15 protein-coding genes are annotated in these 18,145 nt (G+C 74.4%); 7 read left to right on the top strand and 8 right to left on the bottom strand.

Going from position 1 to position 18,145, the window contains the following annotated elements:
* Positions 1-8: 8 nt before the first annotated feature.
* On the top strand, positions 9-503 hold the full coding sequence (locus AC1DWH_RS09135) for an acyl-CoA thioesterase (protein ID WP_477093409.1): 495 nt from the start codon (positions 9-11) through the stop codon (positions 501-503).
* Here the strand turns inward: AC1DWH_RS09135 and AC1DWH_RS09140 are convergent.
* The 5 genes from AC1DWH_RS09140 to ptsP form a co-directional block, all read right to left on the bottom strand.
* Positions 484-2,085: an SDR family oxidoreductase gene (locus tag AC1DWH_RS09140; RefSeq protein ID WP_477093410.1), complete on the bottom strand. Its 1,602-nt coding sequence runs from the start codon at positions 2,083-2,085 to the stop codon at positions 484-486. The two genes, AC1DWH_RS09135 and AC1DWH_RS09140, sit on opposite strands and share 20 nt — an antisense overlap.
* Positions 2,086-2,137: 52 nt before the next feature.
* Positions 2,138-3,142: a DNA topoisomerase IB gene (locus tag AC1DWH_RS09145; protein WP_477093411.1), complete on the bottom strand. Its 1,005-nt coding sequence runs from the start codon at positions 3,140-3,142 to the stop codon at positions 2,138-2,140.
* Between the two features lie 44 nt (positions 3,143-3,186).
* Positions 3,187-4,056, bottom strand: a complete 870-nt coding sequence (locus tag AC1DWH_RS09150; protein ID WP_477093412.1) for an acyl-CoA thioesterase — start codon at positions 4,054-4,056, stop codon at positions 3,187-3,189.
* A gap of 66 nt (positions 4,057-4,122) precedes the next feature.
* A complete protein-coding gene (locus AC1DWH_RS09155; protein ID WP_477093413.1) occupies positions 4,123-4,506 on the bottom strand; it encodes a globin in 384 nt (127 codons plus the stop codon).
* A gap of 23 nt (positions 4,507-4,529) precedes the next feature.
* The gene (gene ptsP, locus AC1DWH_RS09160; RefSeq protein ID WP_477093414.1) at positions 4,530-6,221 is read right to left on the bottom strand and encodes a phosphoenolpyruvate--protein phosphotransferase; all 1,692 of its coding nucleotides are present in this window, start codon (positions 6,219-6,221) and stop codon (positions 4,530-4,532) included.
* A gap of 162 nt (positions 6,222-6,383) precedes the next feature.
* Between ptsP and AC1DWH_RS09165 the strand changes: the two genes are divergently transcribed.
* From AC1DWH_RS09165 to AC1DWH_RS09175, 3 genes are all read left to right on the top strand, one after another.
* The gene (locus AC1DWH_RS09165) at positions 6,384-6,614 is read left to right on the top strand and encodes a PTS sugar transporter subunit IIB (RefSeq protein ID WP_055921493.1); all 231 of its coding nucleotides are present in this window, start codon (positions 6,384-6,386) and stop codon (positions 6,612-6,614) included.
* Between the two features lie 16 nt (positions 6,615-6,630).
* The gene (locus tag AC1DWH_RS09170) at positions 6,631-7,092 is read left to right on the top strand and encodes a PTS sugar transporter subunit IIA (RefSeq protein ID WP_456844020.1); all 462 of its coding nucleotides are present in this window, start codon (positions 6,631-6,633) and stop codon (positions 7,090-7,092) included.
* 67 nt (positions 7,093-7,159) lie between these two features.
* Complete coding sequence (locus AC1DWH_RS09175; protein ID WP_477093415.1) at positions 7,160-7,735, top strand: dihydrofolate reductase family protein; 576 nt, start codon at positions 7,160-7,162, stop codon at positions 7,733-7,735.
* A gap of 1 nt (position 7,736) precedes the next feature.
* Here the strand turns inward: AC1DWH_RS09175 and AC1DWH_RS09180 are convergent, their stop codons facing one another.
* Both AC1DWH_RS09180 and AC1DWH_RS09185 read right to left on the bottom strand, forming a co-directional pair.
* Positions 7,737-8,846 (bottom strand): mechanosensitive ion channel family protein, encoded by a 1,110-nt coding sequence (locus AC1DWH_RS09180; protein ID WP_477093416.1) that lies wholly within the window; start codon positions 8,844-8,846, stop codon positions 7,737-7,739.
* Positions 8,843-10,981, bottom strand: coding sequence for a prolyl oligopeptidase family serine peptidase (locus AC1DWH_RS09185; RefSeq protein WP_477093417.1), 2,139 nt, complete (start codon positions 10,979-10,981; stop codon positions 8,843-8,845). Before AC1DWH_RS09185 ends, AC1DWH_RS09180 begins: the two co-directional genes overlap by 4 nt.
* A gap of 100 nt (positions 10,982-11,081) precedes the next feature.
* On the opposite strand from AC1DWH_RS09185, the gene malQ reads away from it, so the two are divergent.
* Together malQ and AC1DWH_RS09195 are read left to right on the top strand one after the other, a co-directional pair.
* On the top strand, positions 11,082-13,214 hold the full coding sequence (malQ, locus tag AC1DWH_RS09190; protein WP_477093418.1) for a 4-alpha-glucanotransferase: 2,133 nt from the start codon (positions 11,082-11,084) through the stop codon (positions 13,212-13,214).
* Positions 13,214-13,759, top strand: a complete 546-nt coding sequence (locus AC1DWH_RS09195; protein ID WP_477093419.1) for a P-loop NTPase family protein — start codon at positions 13,214-13,216, stop codon at positions 13,757-13,759. The genes malQ and AC1DWH_RS09195 overlap by 1 nt, the downstream gene beginning before the upstream one ends.
* Before the next feature lie 118 nt (positions 13,760-13,877).
* Here the strand turns inward: AC1DWH_RS09195 and pepN are convergent, their stop codons facing one another.
* The gene (pepN, locus tag AC1DWH_RS09200; RefSeq protein ID WP_477093420.1) at positions 13,878-16,478 is read right to left on the bottom strand and encodes an aminopeptidase N; all 2,601 of its coding nucleotides are present in this window, start codon (positions 16,476-16,478) and stop codon (positions 13,878-13,880) included.
* A gap of 102 nt (positions 16,479-16,580) precedes the next feature.
* Here pepN and AC1DWH_RS09205 point away from each other — a divergent pair, with 102 nt between their 5' ends.
* The gene (locus AC1DWH_RS09205; RefSeq protein ID WP_477093421.1) at positions 16,581-18,125 is read left to right on the top strand and encodes a phytoene desaturase family protein; all 1,545 of its coding nucleotides are present in this window, start codon (positions 16,581-16,583) and stop codon (positions 18,123-18,125) included.
* The last annotated feature ends 20 nt before the right edge of the window (positions 18,126-18,145 follow it).

An 18,145-nucleotide genomic window follows, 5' to 3' on the forward strand; every position in this document is an offset into this window, starting at 1 on the left:
TCGTCGGCATGACTCGCCTCGAGGTTCCCGTCCAGCTGCGCTGGTCGGACATGGACGCCTACCAGCACGTCAACAACGTCGAGATGCTGCGGCTTCTCGAGGAGGCCCGGATCGAGGCGTTCTGGAGCCATCCCGCCGCGCCCGACGGCAGCCGGGTCGAGAGCGCCTGGCCGACCGCGGTGCTCGATGCCGGACCCGGCGCCGAGCTGTCGACGCTCGTCGCGCGGCAGGAGATCGAGTACCTGCGGCCGCTGGGCTACCGGCGCACCCCCGTGATCGTGGAGATGTGGATCGGGCACCTCGGCGGCGCGAGCCTCGACGTCTGCTACGAGGTGCGCGACGCGGGGGAGCCCGGACCCGACCGGGTCACCTACGCGCGCGCCCTGACCACGTTGGTGCTGGTCGACGCCGCGACCGGTGTGCCGCGCCGCATCGACGCCGAGGGCCGGGCTGCGTGGACCCCGTTCCTGGAGGACCCGGTCGTCATCCGCCGGCGGCGCTGACCCGCCGGTCGGTCCGCGCCCGCTCGGCGGTCTCGGCCGCGCGCGCGATGTTCCGCTGCATCCCGCCGAACACCACGCCGTGGAAGGGGTACACGGACCACCAGTAGAGCTGACCGAGCAGGCCCTTCGGGTGGAAGAGGGCGCGCTGCGCGAACGCGGTCCCCGCCCCCTCGGACGGTTCGACCCGCAGCTCCAGCCACGCCAGTCCCGGCACCCGCATCTCGGCGCGCAGGCGCAGGAGGCTGCCCGGCTCGATCGCCTCGACCCGCCAGAAGTCGACGGCGTCGTCCACCACGAGCAGGCGGGGGTCGCGACGACCGCGGCGCAGACCAGGGCCCCCCACCAGCCGGTCGGCCAGCCCGCGGACCCGCCAGGCGAGCCCCCACGAGTACCAGCCGCGCTCGCCGCCGACCGCCTCGATCACGCGCCAGAGCGCCTCGGGGGAGGCGTCGACCGTGACGCGGCGCTCGTCGACGAACAGCGAGCCGCCGGCCCAGTCGGGGTCGCTGGGCAGCGGGTCGCTGGGCGCCCCGGGCACGGCCGCCGACGACCACCGGGTCGTGACGGCGGCGTCGTGCACCCGCTGCAGGGCGAGGCGGACCGCGCGGTCGAACCCGATCAGGCCGCCGGGCGGGTCGGGCACGTGGTCGGCGATGTCGTGCTCGTCGCACACCACCTCGTGCACGAGGGACTCGACGAGCGGGCGCGCCAGACCCGACGGCACCGGGGTCACCAGCGACACCCACAGGCTGGAGAGCCGCGGCGTCAGCACGCCGACGCCGACGATGACCCGCCGGTGCAGGCCCGCGGCCTGCGCGTAGCGCTGCATCATGTCCCGGTACGTCAGGACGTCCGGGCCGCCGATGTCGAACCCTCGGCTGATCTCGGGAGGCATCGCCGCGGAGCCGACGAGGTACCGCAGGACGTCGCGGATCGCGATGGGCTGGATGCGGTTCTCCACCCAGCGCGGGACCGTCATCGCCGGCAGCCGCTCGGTGAGGTAGCGCATCATCTCGAACGACGCGGACCCGGACCCGAGGATGACGGCGGCGCGCAGCACGGTGGTCGGGACGCCGGAGGCCAGCAGGATCTCCCCGACCTCCGTGCGCGACGCCAGGTGCGGCGAGAGGTCCTCGCCCTCGGGGTACAGCCCGCCGAGGTAGACGAGGCGCCCGACGCCGGCCTCGCGCGCCGCCTGCGCGAACGTCAGAGCCGTGTGCCGGTCGGTCGACTCGAAGCTGCGGCCGGAGCCGAGCGAGTGGATGAGGTAGTACGCGATGTCCGTGCCGTCGAGCGCCGCGCGGATCTGCGCGGGGTCGTCGGCGTCCGCTGCGGCGACCTCGACGTCCGCGTACCAGGGCCGTCCCCGCAGGCGGTCGGGGTGGCGGGCGATCGCGCGGACGCGGTAGCCGGCCGCGAGCAGCTCGGGGACCAGGCGGCCGCCGACGTACCCGGTGACGCCGGTGACCGCGACGAGCGGCGCGTCGGCCCGGGGGTGGCCGTCGGGACCGAGCCCGGGCACGAGGCCCTCGAGCGTGTCGGCGACGGGCTCGGGCAGGAGGTCGTCCGGGGCGGTGGCCATCCGGGCAGTCTGCGGTGCGGGGCCCGGACCCGCACCCGGTCGCGCCCGATCCTCAGCCGGGGCTCAGCAACGCCAGCGTCTCGCGCTCGGCGACCGCCTGCGACCGGGTCGGCCGGATGGTGGCGCCGTGCTCCCAGAGGTCGACGACGCGGGGGTCGATGTACGACGCCCGGCAGACCGCAGGCGTGTTCCCGAGCTCCTCGGCGACCGCACGGACGACCTCCGTGACCACCCGGCGGCGCGCTCGCTCGGCCCGGGGCGGGGCACCGGTATCGGCGAGCCCGCGCGCGGCCAGCACCGTCGCGTGCCACGTGCGGAAGTCCTTCGGCGTCGCGTCCTCGCCCAGCAGCTCCTTGACGTAGGCGCCGACGTCCGCGCTGGTCACGTCGTGCCAGGCGCCGTCGTCGTCGCGCCACGCGAGCAGCTCCTCGCCGTCGTCGCGGCGCCGGGTCAGCGCCCGTACCAGGGTGGCGACGTCGTCGTCCTCGACGACCGTGTCCCGCACCTGGCCGGACTTGGCGGGGAAGTGCAGGTGCACGCGGCCGGGGTCGCCGTCGTTCTCGGGCGCGAGGACCCGCACGTGCGAGCGCAGCAGGGTGGCCAGGCCGTACGACCCGTGCTGGAGCGCGTAGCCCTCGCCGCCCACCCGCAGGTAGGCGAGGTCGAGCAGCCGGAACGCCAGGCCCAGCACCTTCTCGCGCGGCATGCCGTCGAGCGCGAGGTGCGCGCGTACCTTGCGCCGGGCGGCGGGCAGCCGGCGGGCGATCTCGAGCACGCGGTCGTGCTTGAGGCGGCCGCGGCGCAGCGTCCACTGCTGGTGGTACAGGTACTGGCGGCGCTCGGCGTCGTCGAGCCCGGCCGCCTGGATGTGGCCGTTGGGCCACGGGCTGATCCAGACCTCCCGCCACGCGGGCGGGATCGCGAGGGTGGTGATCCGCTCGAGGTGGTCCTCGTCGACGATCCGGACCTTGTCGAGGTCGAGGTAGACGAACCCCCGACCGGCGCGGCGTCGCGACCAGCCGGGGGCGTCGATGCGGACGCGGCGCAGGCGAACCATGCGGGCAGTGTCACCCGGCGGCGGTCGCTCCGCGCGGGGAGCCGTCAGTCGGGGAAGCGGACCATGCCCTCCTGGGCCACGGACGCCACGAGCACCCCGTCCCGGGTGAACACGCGGGCGGCACCGAGGCCGCGCCCGCCCTGGGCGCTGGGGGTCGACTGCACGTACAGGAGCCAGTCGTCGACCCGTACATCCCTGTGCCACCACATGGCGTGGTCCAGGCTGGCGATGGACAGCCCGTGGGTCACCCACGACTTGCCGGCCCGCCGCAGGATCGGCTCGAGCATCACCTGGTCGCACGCGTAGGCCAGCAGCGCGCGGTGCAGCAGCTGGTCGTCGGGCAGCGGACCGCGGGACCGGAACCACACGCACTGCTGGCCGGTGGGCTCGGCGGGCGGCCCGAGGTAGATCGACCCGCCGACGTGCCGCACGTCGAACGCGGCCTCCTGCGTCCAGAACTTGGCCACCGGGTGGTCGATCCCGCCGAGCATCTCGAGCGCCGACGGCACCTCCTCCGGGGCCGGGATCCCCTCGGGCATCGGGTCGGCGTAGTCGAGCCCGGGCTGCTGCTCCTGGAACGAGGCGATCATCGACAGGATGGCCTCGCCGCCCTGCAACGCGTGCGTCCGGCGCGCGGTGAACGACCGGCCGTCGCGCATGCGCTCGACCGCGAACGAGATGGGCTCGCGCACGTCGCCGGCCCGGAGGAAGTAGCCGTGCATGGAGTGCGGCAGCCGACCCTCGGGGACCGTCCGGCCTGCCGCGAGCAGCGCCTGCGCGAGCACCTGACCCCCGAACACGCGCCCGCTGGGCTGCGGGAGGCTGCGGCCGCTGAACAGGTCGGGCGTCGCCGGGTCGTCGTCGAGCCGCAGGATGTCGAGCACGGGGGCGGTCAGGTCGGGCTCGGTCGTCATGGTCGGAAGCCTTTCACGACGCGCCGTCCCGGAGCCGTGGACACCGCGTGACGTCGGTCGCAGGGCTCAGTCGTCGAACGTGTTGAGCATCGAGTACGCGGCGCGCTCGAGGTAGTCCCACAGCTGCGCCTGGTGCATCGGGGCCAGGCCGAGGCTGTCGACGGCGGCGCGCATGTGCAGCAGCCACCGGTCGCGGGCCTCGGGGTTCACCTTGAACGGCGCGTGCCGCATGCGCAGCCGGGGGTGCCCGCGCTGGTCGGAGTAGGTGGTCGGGCCGCCCCAGTACTGCTCGAGGAACAGGGTCAGCCGCTCGGCCGCCGGTCCGAGGTCCTGCTCGGGGTACATCGGGCGCAGCACCGGGTCGTCGGCCACGCCGCGGTAGAACTCGTCGACCAGGGCGACGAACGTCTCGTGCCCGCCGATCGCCGCGTAGAAGGAGTCGGGTCTCACGGCGACCATCCTCACACGCGCACTCAGAGCCCCAGCTCCTCCAGCACGGGCAGCGCGGCCCGGACCACGGCCCGGGCGTCGGCGGCGCTGGAGGCGGCGAGCGCCAGCTGCGCGAGGCGACGGCACTCCTGCAGCGACGTCGTGGCGAGCAGGGCCGCGACGTCCGGGAGCGCGCGGGGCGTCATGGACAACGAGGAGACCCCGAGCCCGACCAGCACGGCCGCGAGCGCGGGGTTGGCCGCGGCCTCGCCGCAGACGCCGACCGGCCGGCCCTGCTGGGCCCCGCCGTTGCACGCCGCGGCCACCAGGTGCAGCACGGCGGGCTGCCACGGGTCGGAGAGCTCAGCGACCGCGCCCAGGAGCCGGTCGGCGGCCATCGCGTACTGGGTCAGGTCGTTCGTGCCGATGCTGGCGAACGCGGCGTGCGCGAGGATCGGCCCGGACAGCAGCGCGGCGCTCGGCACCTCGATCATCACACCGGCGACCCCGAGACCGTGCGCGGCGCAGGCGGCGACGAACTGCGCGGCCTCGTCGACCGTCGACACCATCGGCGCCATGACCCAGACCTCGGCCGTCTCGGCGGCGGCCGCCTGCGCGATCGCGGCGAGCTGGTCCTGCAGGACCTCGGGGTGGCGGACCGCCGTACGCAGGCCGCGGACGCCCAGCGCCGGGTTGACCTCGGCGTCCCCGGCGAGGAACGGCAGCGGCTTGTCGGCGCCGGCGTCGAGCGTGCGGACGACGACCTTGCGGCCCGGGAACGCGGCGAGCACCTTGCGGTAGGCCGCGACCTGCTCGTCGATGGTCGGTGCCTCCTCGCGGTCCAGGAAGCCGAACTCGGTGCGGAACAGCCCCACGCCCTCGGCGCCCGCCGCGGCAGCGGGCGCCGCGTCGGCGGGGTCGCCCACGTTGGCGAGCAGCTCGACGTGGTGGCCGTCCGACGTGTGCCCGTGGCCGTCGAACGTGCGCACCTGCGCGGCCAGCGCGAGCGCGGCGGCGACCTGCTCCTCGGTCGGGTCGATGGTGACCGTGCCCGCCGAGCCGTCGACCAGCACGAGCGTCTCGGCCTGCACCGCGGCCTCGGCCCCGCGGGCCGCCACGACGGTCGGGATGCCACGGGCGCGCGCCAGGATCGCGGTGTGCGACGTGGGGCCGCCGGTGCCGGTGACGATCGCGAGCACGCGCTCCACGTCGAGCGTGGCGACGATGGCGGGGGCCAGGTCGGCGGCGACGAGCACGAACGGGGCCTCGTGCGCGGGGACGCCGGGCGCCGGCCGGCCGGTGAGCTCGGCGACCAGGCGGTCGCGGACGTCGGCGATGTCCCGCGTGCGCTCGGCGAAGTAGCCGCCGAGCGCCTCGAACTGCACGGAGATCGCCTCGGCGGCCTCCCAGACCGCACGCTCGGGCACCAGCCGGTCGTCGACCACGCGCTGCTCGGCGTCGGCGACCAGGCTCGGGTCGGCGGCGATCGCGGCGGTCGCGTGCAGCAGGTCGGCGCTCTCGCCCTGGGCGAGGTCGGCCGCCGCGTCGAGCGCCGCGCGGACCACCTCGGAGGCCGCGCCGATGCGCGTGGCGACCTGCGCGTAGTCGGTGCCGGGCGGCAGGCGTCGGCCCGAGGGCGGCTCCGCGATCGGGTCCGGCATGAGCACGGCGGGCGCGACGACGCGGCCTGGGCTCACCCCGATGCCGGTGAGGACTGTGGGGTTTGCAGCGTGCACCGGGCTCACCTTGGCGTGACCTCCTCGTCGACCTGATCGCAGTGTGGTCCCTCGGCGTCCGCGCACGCCAGCCGGACACGGGGGCGGGCGGCATGTGAGCGCCGTCTCAGGGTTAGGCTGTGCGACGGACGCCGATCGGCGTCGGACGATCTGGGGAGTTCCATGAGCAAGGCAGAGCAGATCCTCGCAGCGCTGGGCGGCGACGCGAACGTCGTCGACCTCGAGCCGTGCATCACCCGGCTCCGCGTGGAGGTGAGCGACGCCCACCTGGTGGACGAGGTCGCCCTCAAGGCGAGCGGCGCGTTCGGCGTCGTGCGCTCGGGCCGCATCGTCCAGGTGATCGTCGGCCCCGAGGCGGACAACCTCGCCGCCGAGCTCGACAGCCTGCGCTGACCGCCCTCCGCAGCCGATGACGACGCTCCGGCTGCTGAGCCCGCTCACGGGTGTCGTGCGCCCCGTCACCGCGGTCCCGGACCCGGTGTTCGCCGAGGGCATCGTGGGACCCGGTCTCGCGATCGAGCCGCAGCACGTGCAGACCCAGACCGTGCTGGCCCCGGCCGACGGCGTCATCGGCGCCCTGCACCCGCACGCCTTCGCGCTCGAGCTGAGCGAGGGCCGCACCATCCTCGTGCACCTCGGCATCGACACCGTCGGTCTGGCCGGGCAGGGCTTCACGCTGCACGTCGACGGCGGCCAGACCGTGCGCGCGGGCGACCGTCTGATCACCTGGTCGCCCGTCGACGTCGCGGCGGCCGGGCTCGAGACGATCTGCCCGGTCGTCGCGCTCCAGGCGGACCCCGACGTGCTGACCGTCCTCGTCGCCGACGGCGAGCAGGTCGGCGCCGGGCAGCCCTTGCTCGACTGGTCCTGACCGCGCGGTTGCCGTCGACCGCCGGCGCGTGCACGGTGGAGACGAGCGCGAGCACCGGGAGGACCCCATGGCAGAGCTGCTGGTCGACTTCATCACCTCGCTCGACGGGTACGCGTCGGCGGACGGCTGGCCCGGCTGGTGGGGGCTCCAGGGGCCCGAGTACCTGGCGTGGCTCGAGGCGTCACCGGAGGCCGGCTGGACGGTGCTCATGGGCGCCACGACGTACCGGTTGATGTCGCAGTTCGCCGCCTCAGGGGAGGACGGCGTGGACCCGATGACCGCGATGCCGAAGGTCGTCTTCTCCTCGACGCTGAGCGAGCCGCTGACCTGGGACAACACGCGCCTCGTCGACCAGGACGCGGTCGAGGCGGTCCGCTCGATGAAGCAGAGCGACGTCCCCGGGCTGCGCACGATCGGCAGCCTCACGCTGTGCCGCTCGTTGCTCGAGGCGGGGCTCGTCGACCGCTTCCGCGTGGTCGTCTTCCCGGTGATCACGGGGAAGACGGGGAGCGAGCGCATCTACGACGGCTACCCCGACGTCGGTCTCGAGATGGTGGGCAGCCGGACGTTCGACGGCAGGATCCAGCTGGTCGAGTACGTGCCGACCGTGCTCGCCGGTCCGCCGGGCGCCGCTCAGCAGTAGGTCAGCGCTCCTCCGTCGGCGCCGGTTCCTCGGTCGTCTCGGGCTCTTCGCCGGTGGCCGCGACCCGGGCGTCGCGGTTGGACACGAGGTCGTCCAGCGGGGTGTTGCGCGGGTCGCGCGGCGTCGCGCCGTCGACCCCGACCTGCGCCCGGTGGGTGGCCATGAGGTCGCGCTGGCCGGCCAGGGGCACGTCGGCGCGCTCCAGGACGTCGCGTGCGGCGATCCGCAGCTCGCGGGCGACCTCCCACTGCAGGGCGGGCGACGTCTTGACCTTGAGCCGCAGGGTCACCGCGTCGGCGCTGAGCCGCTCGATGCCGGTGATGGTCGGCGCCCCCAGCACGTGCGCGCCGACGACGGGGTCGGCGACGACCCGCGCCGCCGCCTCGCTCAGCAGCGACCGGACCTGGTCGAGGTCCGCGAAGTAGTCCACGTCGATCTCGACGACGGCGGTGGCCCAGCCCTGGGTCTTGTTGCCGACGCGCAGCATCGTGCCGTTGGGGACGTACCAGAGGGTGCCGTCGGCGTCGCGGATCTTGGTGATCCGCAGCGTCACCGCCTCGACGGTGCCGTTGGCCGGTCCGACGTCGACCACGTCACCGACCCCGTACTGGTCCTCGAGCAGCATGAACAGGCCGGTGAGGAAGTCCTTGACCAGGCTCTGCGCGCCGAAGCCGAGCGCCACGCCGATGACACCGGCGGACGCGATGAACGGGGCCAGGTTCACCCCGAGCTCGGACAGGACGAGGAAGAACGCCGTCCCGCCGACGACGATGGTGGCCGACGAGCGCAGCACGGAGCCGAGGGTGCGGGCGCGCTGGGCCCGGCGCGCGCTGGCGAGCGGGTTCGCCTTGGCCAGGACCCCGCCGACCTCGGACTGACCGATCGGCTTGAGGATCCCGCGGTCGAGGAACGGGGTGCCGTCCGCGACGTGGTTGGTGATGGAGCGGATGGAGCGTCGCAGCAGCACGAGCACGATGCCGCTGATGCCGACGATGAGGATGATCCGGAGCGGGAGCCCCACGAACCAGTCCCACCAGGTGTTCGGCGCCGTGAGGTCGGGCAGGTCCGAGCTCGACGAGGACGGGTCCGGGGTCGGCGTCACCGCGATCACGCGCGGCCCCCGGCGAGCCCGGTCCGGTCCGCCACGAACTGCAGCTGCTCGACCGACAGGCCGATGGTGCGCGACAGTGCCCTGCCGCCGTGGCCCACGCCCCGCTCGCGGCGCACGAGGATCGGCCGGTCGCCGCTGGTCGCCGCCTGCAGCGCGGCCGCGAGCTTGCGGGCGTGCAGCGGGTCGACCCGGGTGTCGCCCTCGAACACCGTGAACAGGGTCGCGGGGTAGTCGGTGCCGTCGACCACGCGGTGGTACGGGGAGTAGCCGAGCAGCCAGCCCAGCTCGGTCGGGTCGTCCGCGTCGCCGTACTCCTCGGTCCAGGTGACCCCGAGCCCGAACAGCTGGTACCGGACCATGTCGAGCAGCGGGGCCGAGCAGACGGCGGCGGCGAACAGGTCGGGCCGCTGCGTCACGGCGGCGCCGACGAGCAGGCCGCCGTTGGAGCCGCCCCAGCACGCCAGCGCCTCGGGGGTGGTCCAGCCCTGGGCGACGAGGTGCTCACCGACCGCGTGGAAGTCGTCGAACACGTTCTGCTTGTGCTCGCGCATGCCGGCGCGGTGCCACTGCTCGCCCTCCTCGCCGCCCCCGCGCAGGTTGGCGACGACGTACACGCCGCCCGCCTCGACCCACGCGAGCGTGCTGGCGGAGAAGGCGGGGTCGAGCGAGATCTGGAAGCCGCCGTACCCGTAGAGGACGGTCGGCGCGGGTGCGAGCGGCCGGCCGGCCGCATCGAGCGCGTCGGTGCGGGCGACGACGAACGCGCGGACCGTCGTGCCGTCGGGGCTGGTGACCTCGATCTGCTGGGCGCGCACGTCGGGCAGGTCGGCGACGAGGCCGGGAGGGGCCGCCCACAGCGACGTGGTGCCGGTGCGGGCGTCGTAGCGGTGCACCGTGGTGGGTGTGGTGTGGTCGGCGTAGGAGAACCAGACCTCGTGCCCGCCGTCGGGCCGTGTGGCCAGGCCCGAGATCGAGCCGAGCCCGGGCAGCTCGACCGTGCCCGTCCGCGACCCGGTCCCGGGGTCGTGCACCGTCACCTCGGAGACGGCGTGCCGGCGCCACGAGACGAGCAGGAGGACGGGGGAGGTGTCGTCGTCGCCGCCGTCGGTGAACGCGACGTCCTCGAGCACCGCGGTCGGGTCCTCGGCCACCAGCGTCGTCCAGTGCTCGACACCGGGCGCGGTGGGGTCCGTCACGGCGATCCGACCGCGCGGCGCGTCGAGGTTGGTGTGCACGTACAGGTGCCCGTCGCGGGCCACCCACGCGCCGGTCTCGGCGTCGAGCCCGACCGCGACCTCGACGAAGTCCGGGGCGGACGGGTCGCCGCCGGCGAGGTCCGCGATCCAGACGTCCGTGCGCGGTGCCGTGCCGGCGGACGCCGAGACGATCAGCCAGCGCCCGTCACGGGAGACCGACACGCCGTAGTAGTTGGTGTGGTCCAGCCCGGCTCCGAACACCTCGACGTCGTCCGTGGCGGGGGTGCCCAGCCGGTGCAGCCAGACGCGGCGGTGGTACTGGGCCTCGTCCTCGGGGAGCTGCTCGGGAGGCAGCCGGCGCACGTAGTAGAAAGCCTCGCCGCCGGGCAGCCAGGCGACGGGCGAGTACCGGGCGCGGTCGATGGGACCGTCGACCAGCTCGCCCGTGGCGACGTCCAGGACGTGCAGGACGCTCTCCTCGGTCCCGCCCGACGAGACCTGGTAGGCCACCAGGTGGCCCTCCTTGGACGGCTGCCACGAGTCGAGCGTCGTCGTCCCGGCCGGGTCGATGACGACGGGGTCGAGCAGCACCCGCTCGTCGTCCCCCTCGGCCACCACGACCACGGCGTGCTCCTGGTCGCCGGAGCGCCGCGAGAAGAACCGCCGGTCGCCCCGCCACGCCGGCGGGCTCACGAACCCTGCTCCCAACAGCTCGCGCAGCCGCGCGGTGAGGGCCTCGGTGCCGAACGGGCCGTCCGCGCCGATCCCGGCCCGGTAGTCGGCGTAGAGGTCGTCCTGCGCGAGCGACCAGGCCTCGGTGTCGCCGGCAGCCGCGTCCTCGAGCGGGCGGAACGGGTCGGCGACCTGGTGGCCGTGCAGGTCCTCGACCAGATCCAGTCGAGGGGCCTGCGGGTACGTGCGCAGAGCGGGTGCGGTCATGGTCCGCAAGGCTACGACGCGTGGGTGCGACCTGGCGGCAGTGACGCAGTCGGGTGCGTTCGTCCTGCGTGCGCGAGCGCGGCTCTGGCAGGATCGGTCTGTGGCCGACGACACCGCAAGCGCGTCCGACGCCCTGCTGCGCCTTGCGGCCGCCTACGGCGTGGTGCCGGACCACTGGGACTTCCACGGTCGTAACCGCCGTGCGTCGGCCGCCACGCTGCAGGGCGTGCTCGGTGCGCTCGGCGTCGACGCGTCCTCGCCGGAGCGGGTCGACCTCGCCATCGCCCACGTCGAGGACATGCCGTGGCGCCGCGTGCTGCCGCCGGTGCTCGTGGTCCAGGAGGGCCGCCAGGCCCACGTCGCGGTGCACGTCACCCACGGCGACCCGGTCGAGGTGTGGGTCGAGCTGGACCCGGAGGTGGGCGGCGGCCGGCGCGAGGTGTCACAGGCCGACGTGCAGGTGGACCCGCGGACCGTCGACGGGCGGCTGGTCGGACGGGCGACGTTCACGCTGCCGACGGACCTGCCGCTCGGGTGGCACGAGGTGGTCGCCGAGGGCCCCAGCGCCGCCGCGCACAGCCCGCTCGTGGTGACCCCGGCGCACCTGGAGCTGCCGGCCTCGCTGGACGGGCGCCGCGCGTGGGGGCTCATGGCCCAGCTGTACTCGGTGCGCTCGCGGACGTCGTGGGGCGTCGGCGACCTCGCGGACCTGGCGGAGATCGGCTGGCTGGCCGGCCGCGAGCTCGGCGCCGACTTCCTGCTCATCAACCCCCTGCACGCCGCGGAGCCCACGGTCCCGCTCACGCCGTCGCCGTACCTGCCGACCACCCGCCGCTTCGTGAACCCGCTGTACATCCGGGTCGAGGACGTGCGGGAGGCGGGGTACCTGTCGTCGGCGGACCGCACGCTGATCGAGTGGGCGGCCGAGCCGGTGCTGGCCACCGACGACGACGCCGGCCCGATCGACCGGGACGCCGCCTGGACCGCGAAGCGCGCGGCCCTCGAGGTCGTGTTCGCGGCGACGCGGTCGGCCGCCCGGCAGGCCTCGTTCGACGCGTTCGTCGAGCAGGAGGGCACGGGCCTCGAGACCTTCGCGCTCTGGTGCGCGCTCGCGGAGAAGTACGACGACCCCGACGGCTGGCCCGCCGAGGCCCTCGACCCGGCGTCGGCGCTGGTGGCGAGCCTGCGCGAGGAGCTGGCCGAGCGCGTCGAGTTCCACATGTGGCTGCAGTGGCTCGCCGACGAACAGCTCGCCGCGGCCCAGCGCGCGGCCCTCGATGGCGGCATGGCGCTCGGGATCATGCACGACCTCGCCGTCGGCGTGCACCCGCAAGGCGCGGACGTGTGGGCGCTCGGCGACGTGCTCGCCCGTGGCGCGACCGTCGGTGCGCCGCCGGACATGTACAACCAGCAGGGCCAGAACTGGTCGCAGCCGCCGTGGCGTCCCGACGCCCTCGCGCGCGCCGCGTACCGGCCCTACCGCGACATGCTCCGCACGGTGCTGCGGCATGCCGGCGCCATCCGGATCGACCACGTCATCGGCCTGTTCCGCCTCTGGTGGATCCCCGAGGGCGCGGACGCCGGCGACGGCGCATACGTCCGCTACGACCACGAGGCGCTCGTCGGGATCCTCGCGTTGGAGGCTCACCGGGCCGGCGCGGTGGTGATCGGGGAGGACCTCGGGGTGGTCGAGCCGTGGGTGCGCGACTACCTGTCGGACCGCGGGATCCTAGGCACCTCGGTGCTGTGGTTCGAGCGGGACATGCACGGCGCGCCCCTGGCCCCCGAGCACTACCGGCCGCTGGTGCTCGCCACCGTGACCACGCACGACCTGCCCCCGAGCGCCGGGTACCTCGCGGGGGAGCACGTCGCCATCCGCGAGCGGCTGGGGCTGCTCACCGAGCCGATCGAGGTGGTCCGCGCCGCGGCGCTGGCCGAGCGCGACCAGATGCTCGGGGTCCTGCGGGACCGCGGCCTGGTGGGCGACGACCCGTCCGAGCGCGAGATCGTCGAGGCCCTGCACCGCTACGTGATGGCGACGCCGTCGGTGCTGGTGGGCGTCTCGCTGGCCGACGCGGTGGGGGAGCGGCGCGCGCAGAACCAGCCGGGGACGGACCAGGAGTACCCCAACTGGAAGGTGCCGCTGGCCGACAGCTCGGGCCGCGTGGTGCTGGTCGAGGACCTGTTCACCAACCAGCGCCTGCGCTCGTTGGCGGCCGTCCTCAACGGCTGATGGAGCTGCGTCGCCTGCGCGTCGTCGGCAACACCGGGTCGGGCAAGACAACGTTCGCGGCCCGCGCTGCCGCGGAGCTCGGCGTCCCGCACGTCGAGCTCGACGCCGTGTTCTGGGACGCCGACTGGACCAAGCGCGACCCCGACGAGGCGCGTGCGCGGCTCCGCGAGCTCGTCGGGTCCTCGTCGGGCGGCTGGGTGACCGACGGGAACTGGACCACGGGGGTCGCCGGCCTGCTCGACGACGCCGACGCGTTCGTCTGGCTGGACTTCCCCCGACGGACGGTCATGCCGCGCGTGATCCGGCGGACCCTGCGGCGCGGGCTGCTGCGCACCGAGCTCTGGCACGGCAACCGCGAGGACCTGCGCAACCTGCTGAGCCGCGACCCCGACCAGAACGTGGTGCTGTGGTCGTGGACCCAGCACGAGCCGTACCGGCTGCGCTACGAGGAGCTCGCCCAGCGCTCGCCGATCCCCGTGGTCCGCCTGCGCAGCCCGCGCGAGGCGCACCGCTGGCTGGCGACGCTGGTCCCCGCGAGCCCATGACCTGGTCAGCGGACGGCCGAACCGCGCGCGGACGCCCGGGTACGCCCGTCCGGCTGCGGTTCGGCCGTCCGTCGGCGTGACCGGCCCGCACCGCCGGAGCAGTGCGGGCCCGTCCGCGTCAGGCGCGGCGGCGGTCCGCCTCCTGCGCGGCGAGCGCCCGCCGGACGCCGTCGCGGGACTCGAGCACCAGGCGGCGCAGCGCGGCCGGGGCGTCCGGGTGGCCGCTCAGCCACGCGTCGGTGGCGCCGAGCACGTCGACCGACGGCTCGTCCGCCAGGTCGGTCGGGTACAGGCCGACGACGATGTTCTGCGCCATCTCGCTCGTCTTGTCCGCCCAGACGGTCTCGAGCCCCGCGAAGTAGGGCTCGACGAACGGCAGGTGCAGCGAGCGGTCGTGCACGCGGCCGAAGCCGGCGATCGTCGCCGCCTGCAGCGCGTTCGGCAGCCCGTCCTGGTCCACCACGGAGGCCCAGGCGGTCGCCTTGGCCTCCGCCGTCGGGACTGCCGCGCGCGCGGCGGCGGCGGCGCGCTGACCGGTGGCGGTGGCGTCGTCGGCCAGCTGCGCGGCGATGTCGGGCTCGGCCGCCCGCCCGCCGGTGACCAGGGAGGTGAGCAGCTCCCAGCGCAGGTCGGTGTCGATCGAGAGGCCCTCGAGCGTCGACCGGCCGTCGAGCAGGTCGCGGACGGCGTCGAGCTGCTCGGAGGTCGCGGCCCGGCCGGCGAAGGACTTCACCAGCTGCAGCTGCGTGTCCGACCCCGCCTCGGCCTCCCGGGCGAGCGCGAGGAGGCGGTCGGCGGCGGCGGTCTCGGTGGCGAGACGGTGCTCGGGCGCCACGTACAGGTCGAGCGCGGTGGTCAGCTGCCGGAGCAGGACGAGCACGACGGAAGAGTCGGTCTCGTGCGCGATGTTGTTGAGCACGAGGTCGACGAAGTCGCGGGCGGGCGTCTCGCCGTCGCGCGTCGCGTCCCAGGCCGCCGTCCACACCAGGGTGCGCGGCAGGGAGTCGTCGAACGAGCCGAGCAGGTCGATCGACGCCGCGAGCGACTGCTCGTCGAGGCGGACCTTCGCGTAGGCGAGGTCGTCGTCGTTGACCAGCACCAGCGCGGGCCGCGGCACGCCGACCAGGTCGGGGACCTCGGTGCGCGGACCGTCGATGTCGAGCTCGACGCTGACCGTGCGCACCAGGCGGCCGGTCGCGGCGTCGCGGTCGTAGCCGCCGATGGCGAGGCGGTGCGGGCGCTGCACCGGGTACTCGTCGGGCACCTCCTGCAGGACGGCGAACGACGTGATCACGCCGGCGTGGTCGACCTCGATCGACGGACGCAGCAGGGTCACGCCGGCCTTCTCCAGCCACAGGCCGGACCAGGCGGACAGGTCGCGGCCGCTGGTGGCCTCGAGCTCCGTGAGGAAGTCGCGCAGCTCGGTGTTGCCCCACGAGTGCTTCGCGAAGTACGAGCGCACGCCGGCGAAGAACTCGTCGTGGCCCACCCACGAGACGAGCTGCTTGAGCACGCTCGCGCCCTTGGCGTAGGTGATGCCGTCGAAGTTGACCTCGACGTCCTCGAGGTCGCGCATGTCGGCGACGATCGGGTGCGTCGAGGGCAGCTGGTCCTGGCGGTAGGCCCAGTTCTTCTCCAGCGACGAGAACGTGGTCCACGCGCTGGTCCAGCGCGTGGCCTCCGCGGCGGCGAGGGTCGACATGTACTCCGCGAACGACTCGTTGAGCCACAGGTCGTCCCACCAGCGCATGGTGACCAGGTCGCCGAACCACATGTGCGCGAGCTCGTGCAGGATCGTCACCGCGCGGCGCTCGATCGTGGCCTCGGGGACCTTGGACCGGAACACGTAGGACTCGAGGAACGTGACGGCCCCCGCGTTCTCCATGGCACCCGCGTTGAACTCGGGGACGAACAGCTGGTCGTACTTGGCGAACGGGTACGGGGCGTCGAACGCGGTCTCGTAGAACTCGAACCCGGCCCGCGTGATGTCGACGATGTTGTCGGTGTCGAGGTGCTCGGCCAGGGAGCCGCGGCAGTAGACGCCGAGGGGGATCGCGCGGCCGTCGGAGCTGGTGAGCTCGCGGTGCTCCGCGTGGTACGGCCCGGCGATGACGGCGGTGATGTACGACGAGATGCGCGGCGTGGTCTCGAAGGTCCAGGTGGCCGTGCCCTTGTCGGCGCCGCCGTTGCGGTTCACGCCGTCCTCGACGACGACCGGCATGCCCACCTGGGGGTAGTTGGAGACGACGGTCCAGTGCGCCGGGGCGGTCACGGTGAACGAGAAGGTCGCCTTCAGGTCGGGCTGCTCGAACACGGCGAACACGCGCCGGGAGTCGGCCACCTCGAACTGGGAGTAGAGGTAGACCTCGTCGTCCACGGGGTCGACGAACCGGTGCAGGCCCTCGCCGGTGTTCATGTACGCGGCGTCGGCGACGACGACCAGCTCGTTGCTCGCGGCGAGGTCGTCCAGCCGGATCCGGGAGTCGGCGACGACGTCGGCGACGTCGAGCGAGCGGCCGTTCAGGGTGACCTCGTGCACGGTCGGCGCGATGAGGTCGATGAAGGTGCTCGCGCCTGCGGTGGCCGCGAACCGCGCCACGGTGCGGGAGGCGAAGGTCGTCGGCCCGGTCGTCAGGTCGAGGGTGACCTCGTACGACTCGGTACGCACGACGGTGGCGCGCTCGCGCGCCTCGGCACGGGTGAGGTTCTCTCCAGGCACGCAGGTACTCCTTGTGACGCGATCGGGTGGGCTCTTGGCCGGGTCGATCATCGCACCTGGGGACGCGCCATTTCCCGACGAGGCGCGTCCTAAGGTCGTCGCATGCGCGCGACCTACGACGCCGTCATCGTCGGCGGGGGCCACAACGGCCTCACCGCCGCGGCCTATCTGGCCCACGCCGGGCGGACCGTCCTGCTCCTCGAGCGCGCCGACCACGTGGGCGGCGCGACGCTGTCCGCCCGGGTCTTTCCGGGACTCGACGCGAACGTGTCGCGGTACTCCTACCTGGTCTCGCTGATGCCTCGGCAGGTGCGCGACGAGCTGGGGCTCTCGCTCGAGCTGCGCCGACGCCGGATCGCGTCCTACACGCCGGTCGGCGACCGCGGCCTGCTGGTGGACACGGCGGACCCGGCGGCGACCGCGGCCTCGTTCGCCGACGTGGGCGCCGCCGACGACCTCGCCGCATTCCGCGCCCTCGGCGCGCGCACCGGCGCGCTGGCCGCACGGCTGTTCCCGACGATGACCGAGCCTCTGATGTCGACCGCGGACGCGCGCCGCCTGCTGGGACCGGACGACTGGCGCGACCTGGTCGAGCGGCCGATCGGCGAGCTCGTCGACGCGACGTTCGCCTCCGACCTGGTCCGCGGGATCGTGCTGACGGACGCGCTCATCGGCACGTTCGCCCGCGCCCTCGACGCCGACGGCCGCGCGAACCGGTGCTTCCTCTACCACGTGATCGGCGGCGGGACGGGGGACTGGGACGTCCCCGTCGGCGGCATGGGCGCGGTCGCCGGCGCGCTGGAGTCGGCGGCGCGGGCGGGCGGCGCCGAGCTGCGCACGTCGGCGGACGTGACTGCGATCGACCTGGGGAGCGCGTCCGGTCCGGCGGAGGTCGTGTGGGTCGACGACGACGGCGTCGAGCACCGGGTCGGCGCGCGGCACGTGCTGGCGGCGTGCGCACCCGCGGTGCTCGACCGGCTGCTCGGGAACGCGCCCGGACCCTCGCCCGAGGGATCGCAGCTCAAGGTGAACATGCTGCTCACGCGCCTGCCGCGGCTGCGCTCCGGGGTGGACCGCAGGGCCGCGTTCGCCGGGACGTTCCACGTGCACGAGTCGGCGACCGAGCTCGAGGCCGCCTACCGGGAGGCGGCCGCCGGGCTGATCCCGTCGACGCCACCCGTCGAGACGTACTGCCACTCGCTGACCGACGACTCGATCCTCGGCCCCGCCCTGCGCGCGTCCGGCCACCACACCCTGACGGCGTTCGGCCTGCACATGCCCGCCCGGCTCTTCGCCGCCGACCCGTCGGGCGCCCGCCGCGCGGCTCTGGCGGCGACCCTGCGCTCCCTGGACAGCGTCCTGGCCGAGCCGCTCGAGGACTGCCTGGCGCGCGACGAGAACGGCGAGCCGTGCCTCGAGGTGCGCAGCCCGGTCGACCTCGAGGCGGACGTCGGGCTGCCCGGCGGGCACATCTTCCACCGCGACCTGGCGTGGCCGTGGGCCGAGGCGGACGACGAGGAGGGCGCGTGGGGCGTCGAGACGGCGGACCCCCGCGTGCTGCTCGCGGGCGCGGGTGCCCGGCGCGGCGGCGGGGTCAGCGGCATCCCCGGGCGTGCGGCGGCGATGGCGGTGCTCGGGCGCGGCTGACCGCGGCGGGGCTGGTCGCC

It is taken from the genome of Cellulomonas sp. P2_F12 (genome assembly GCF_056403775.1).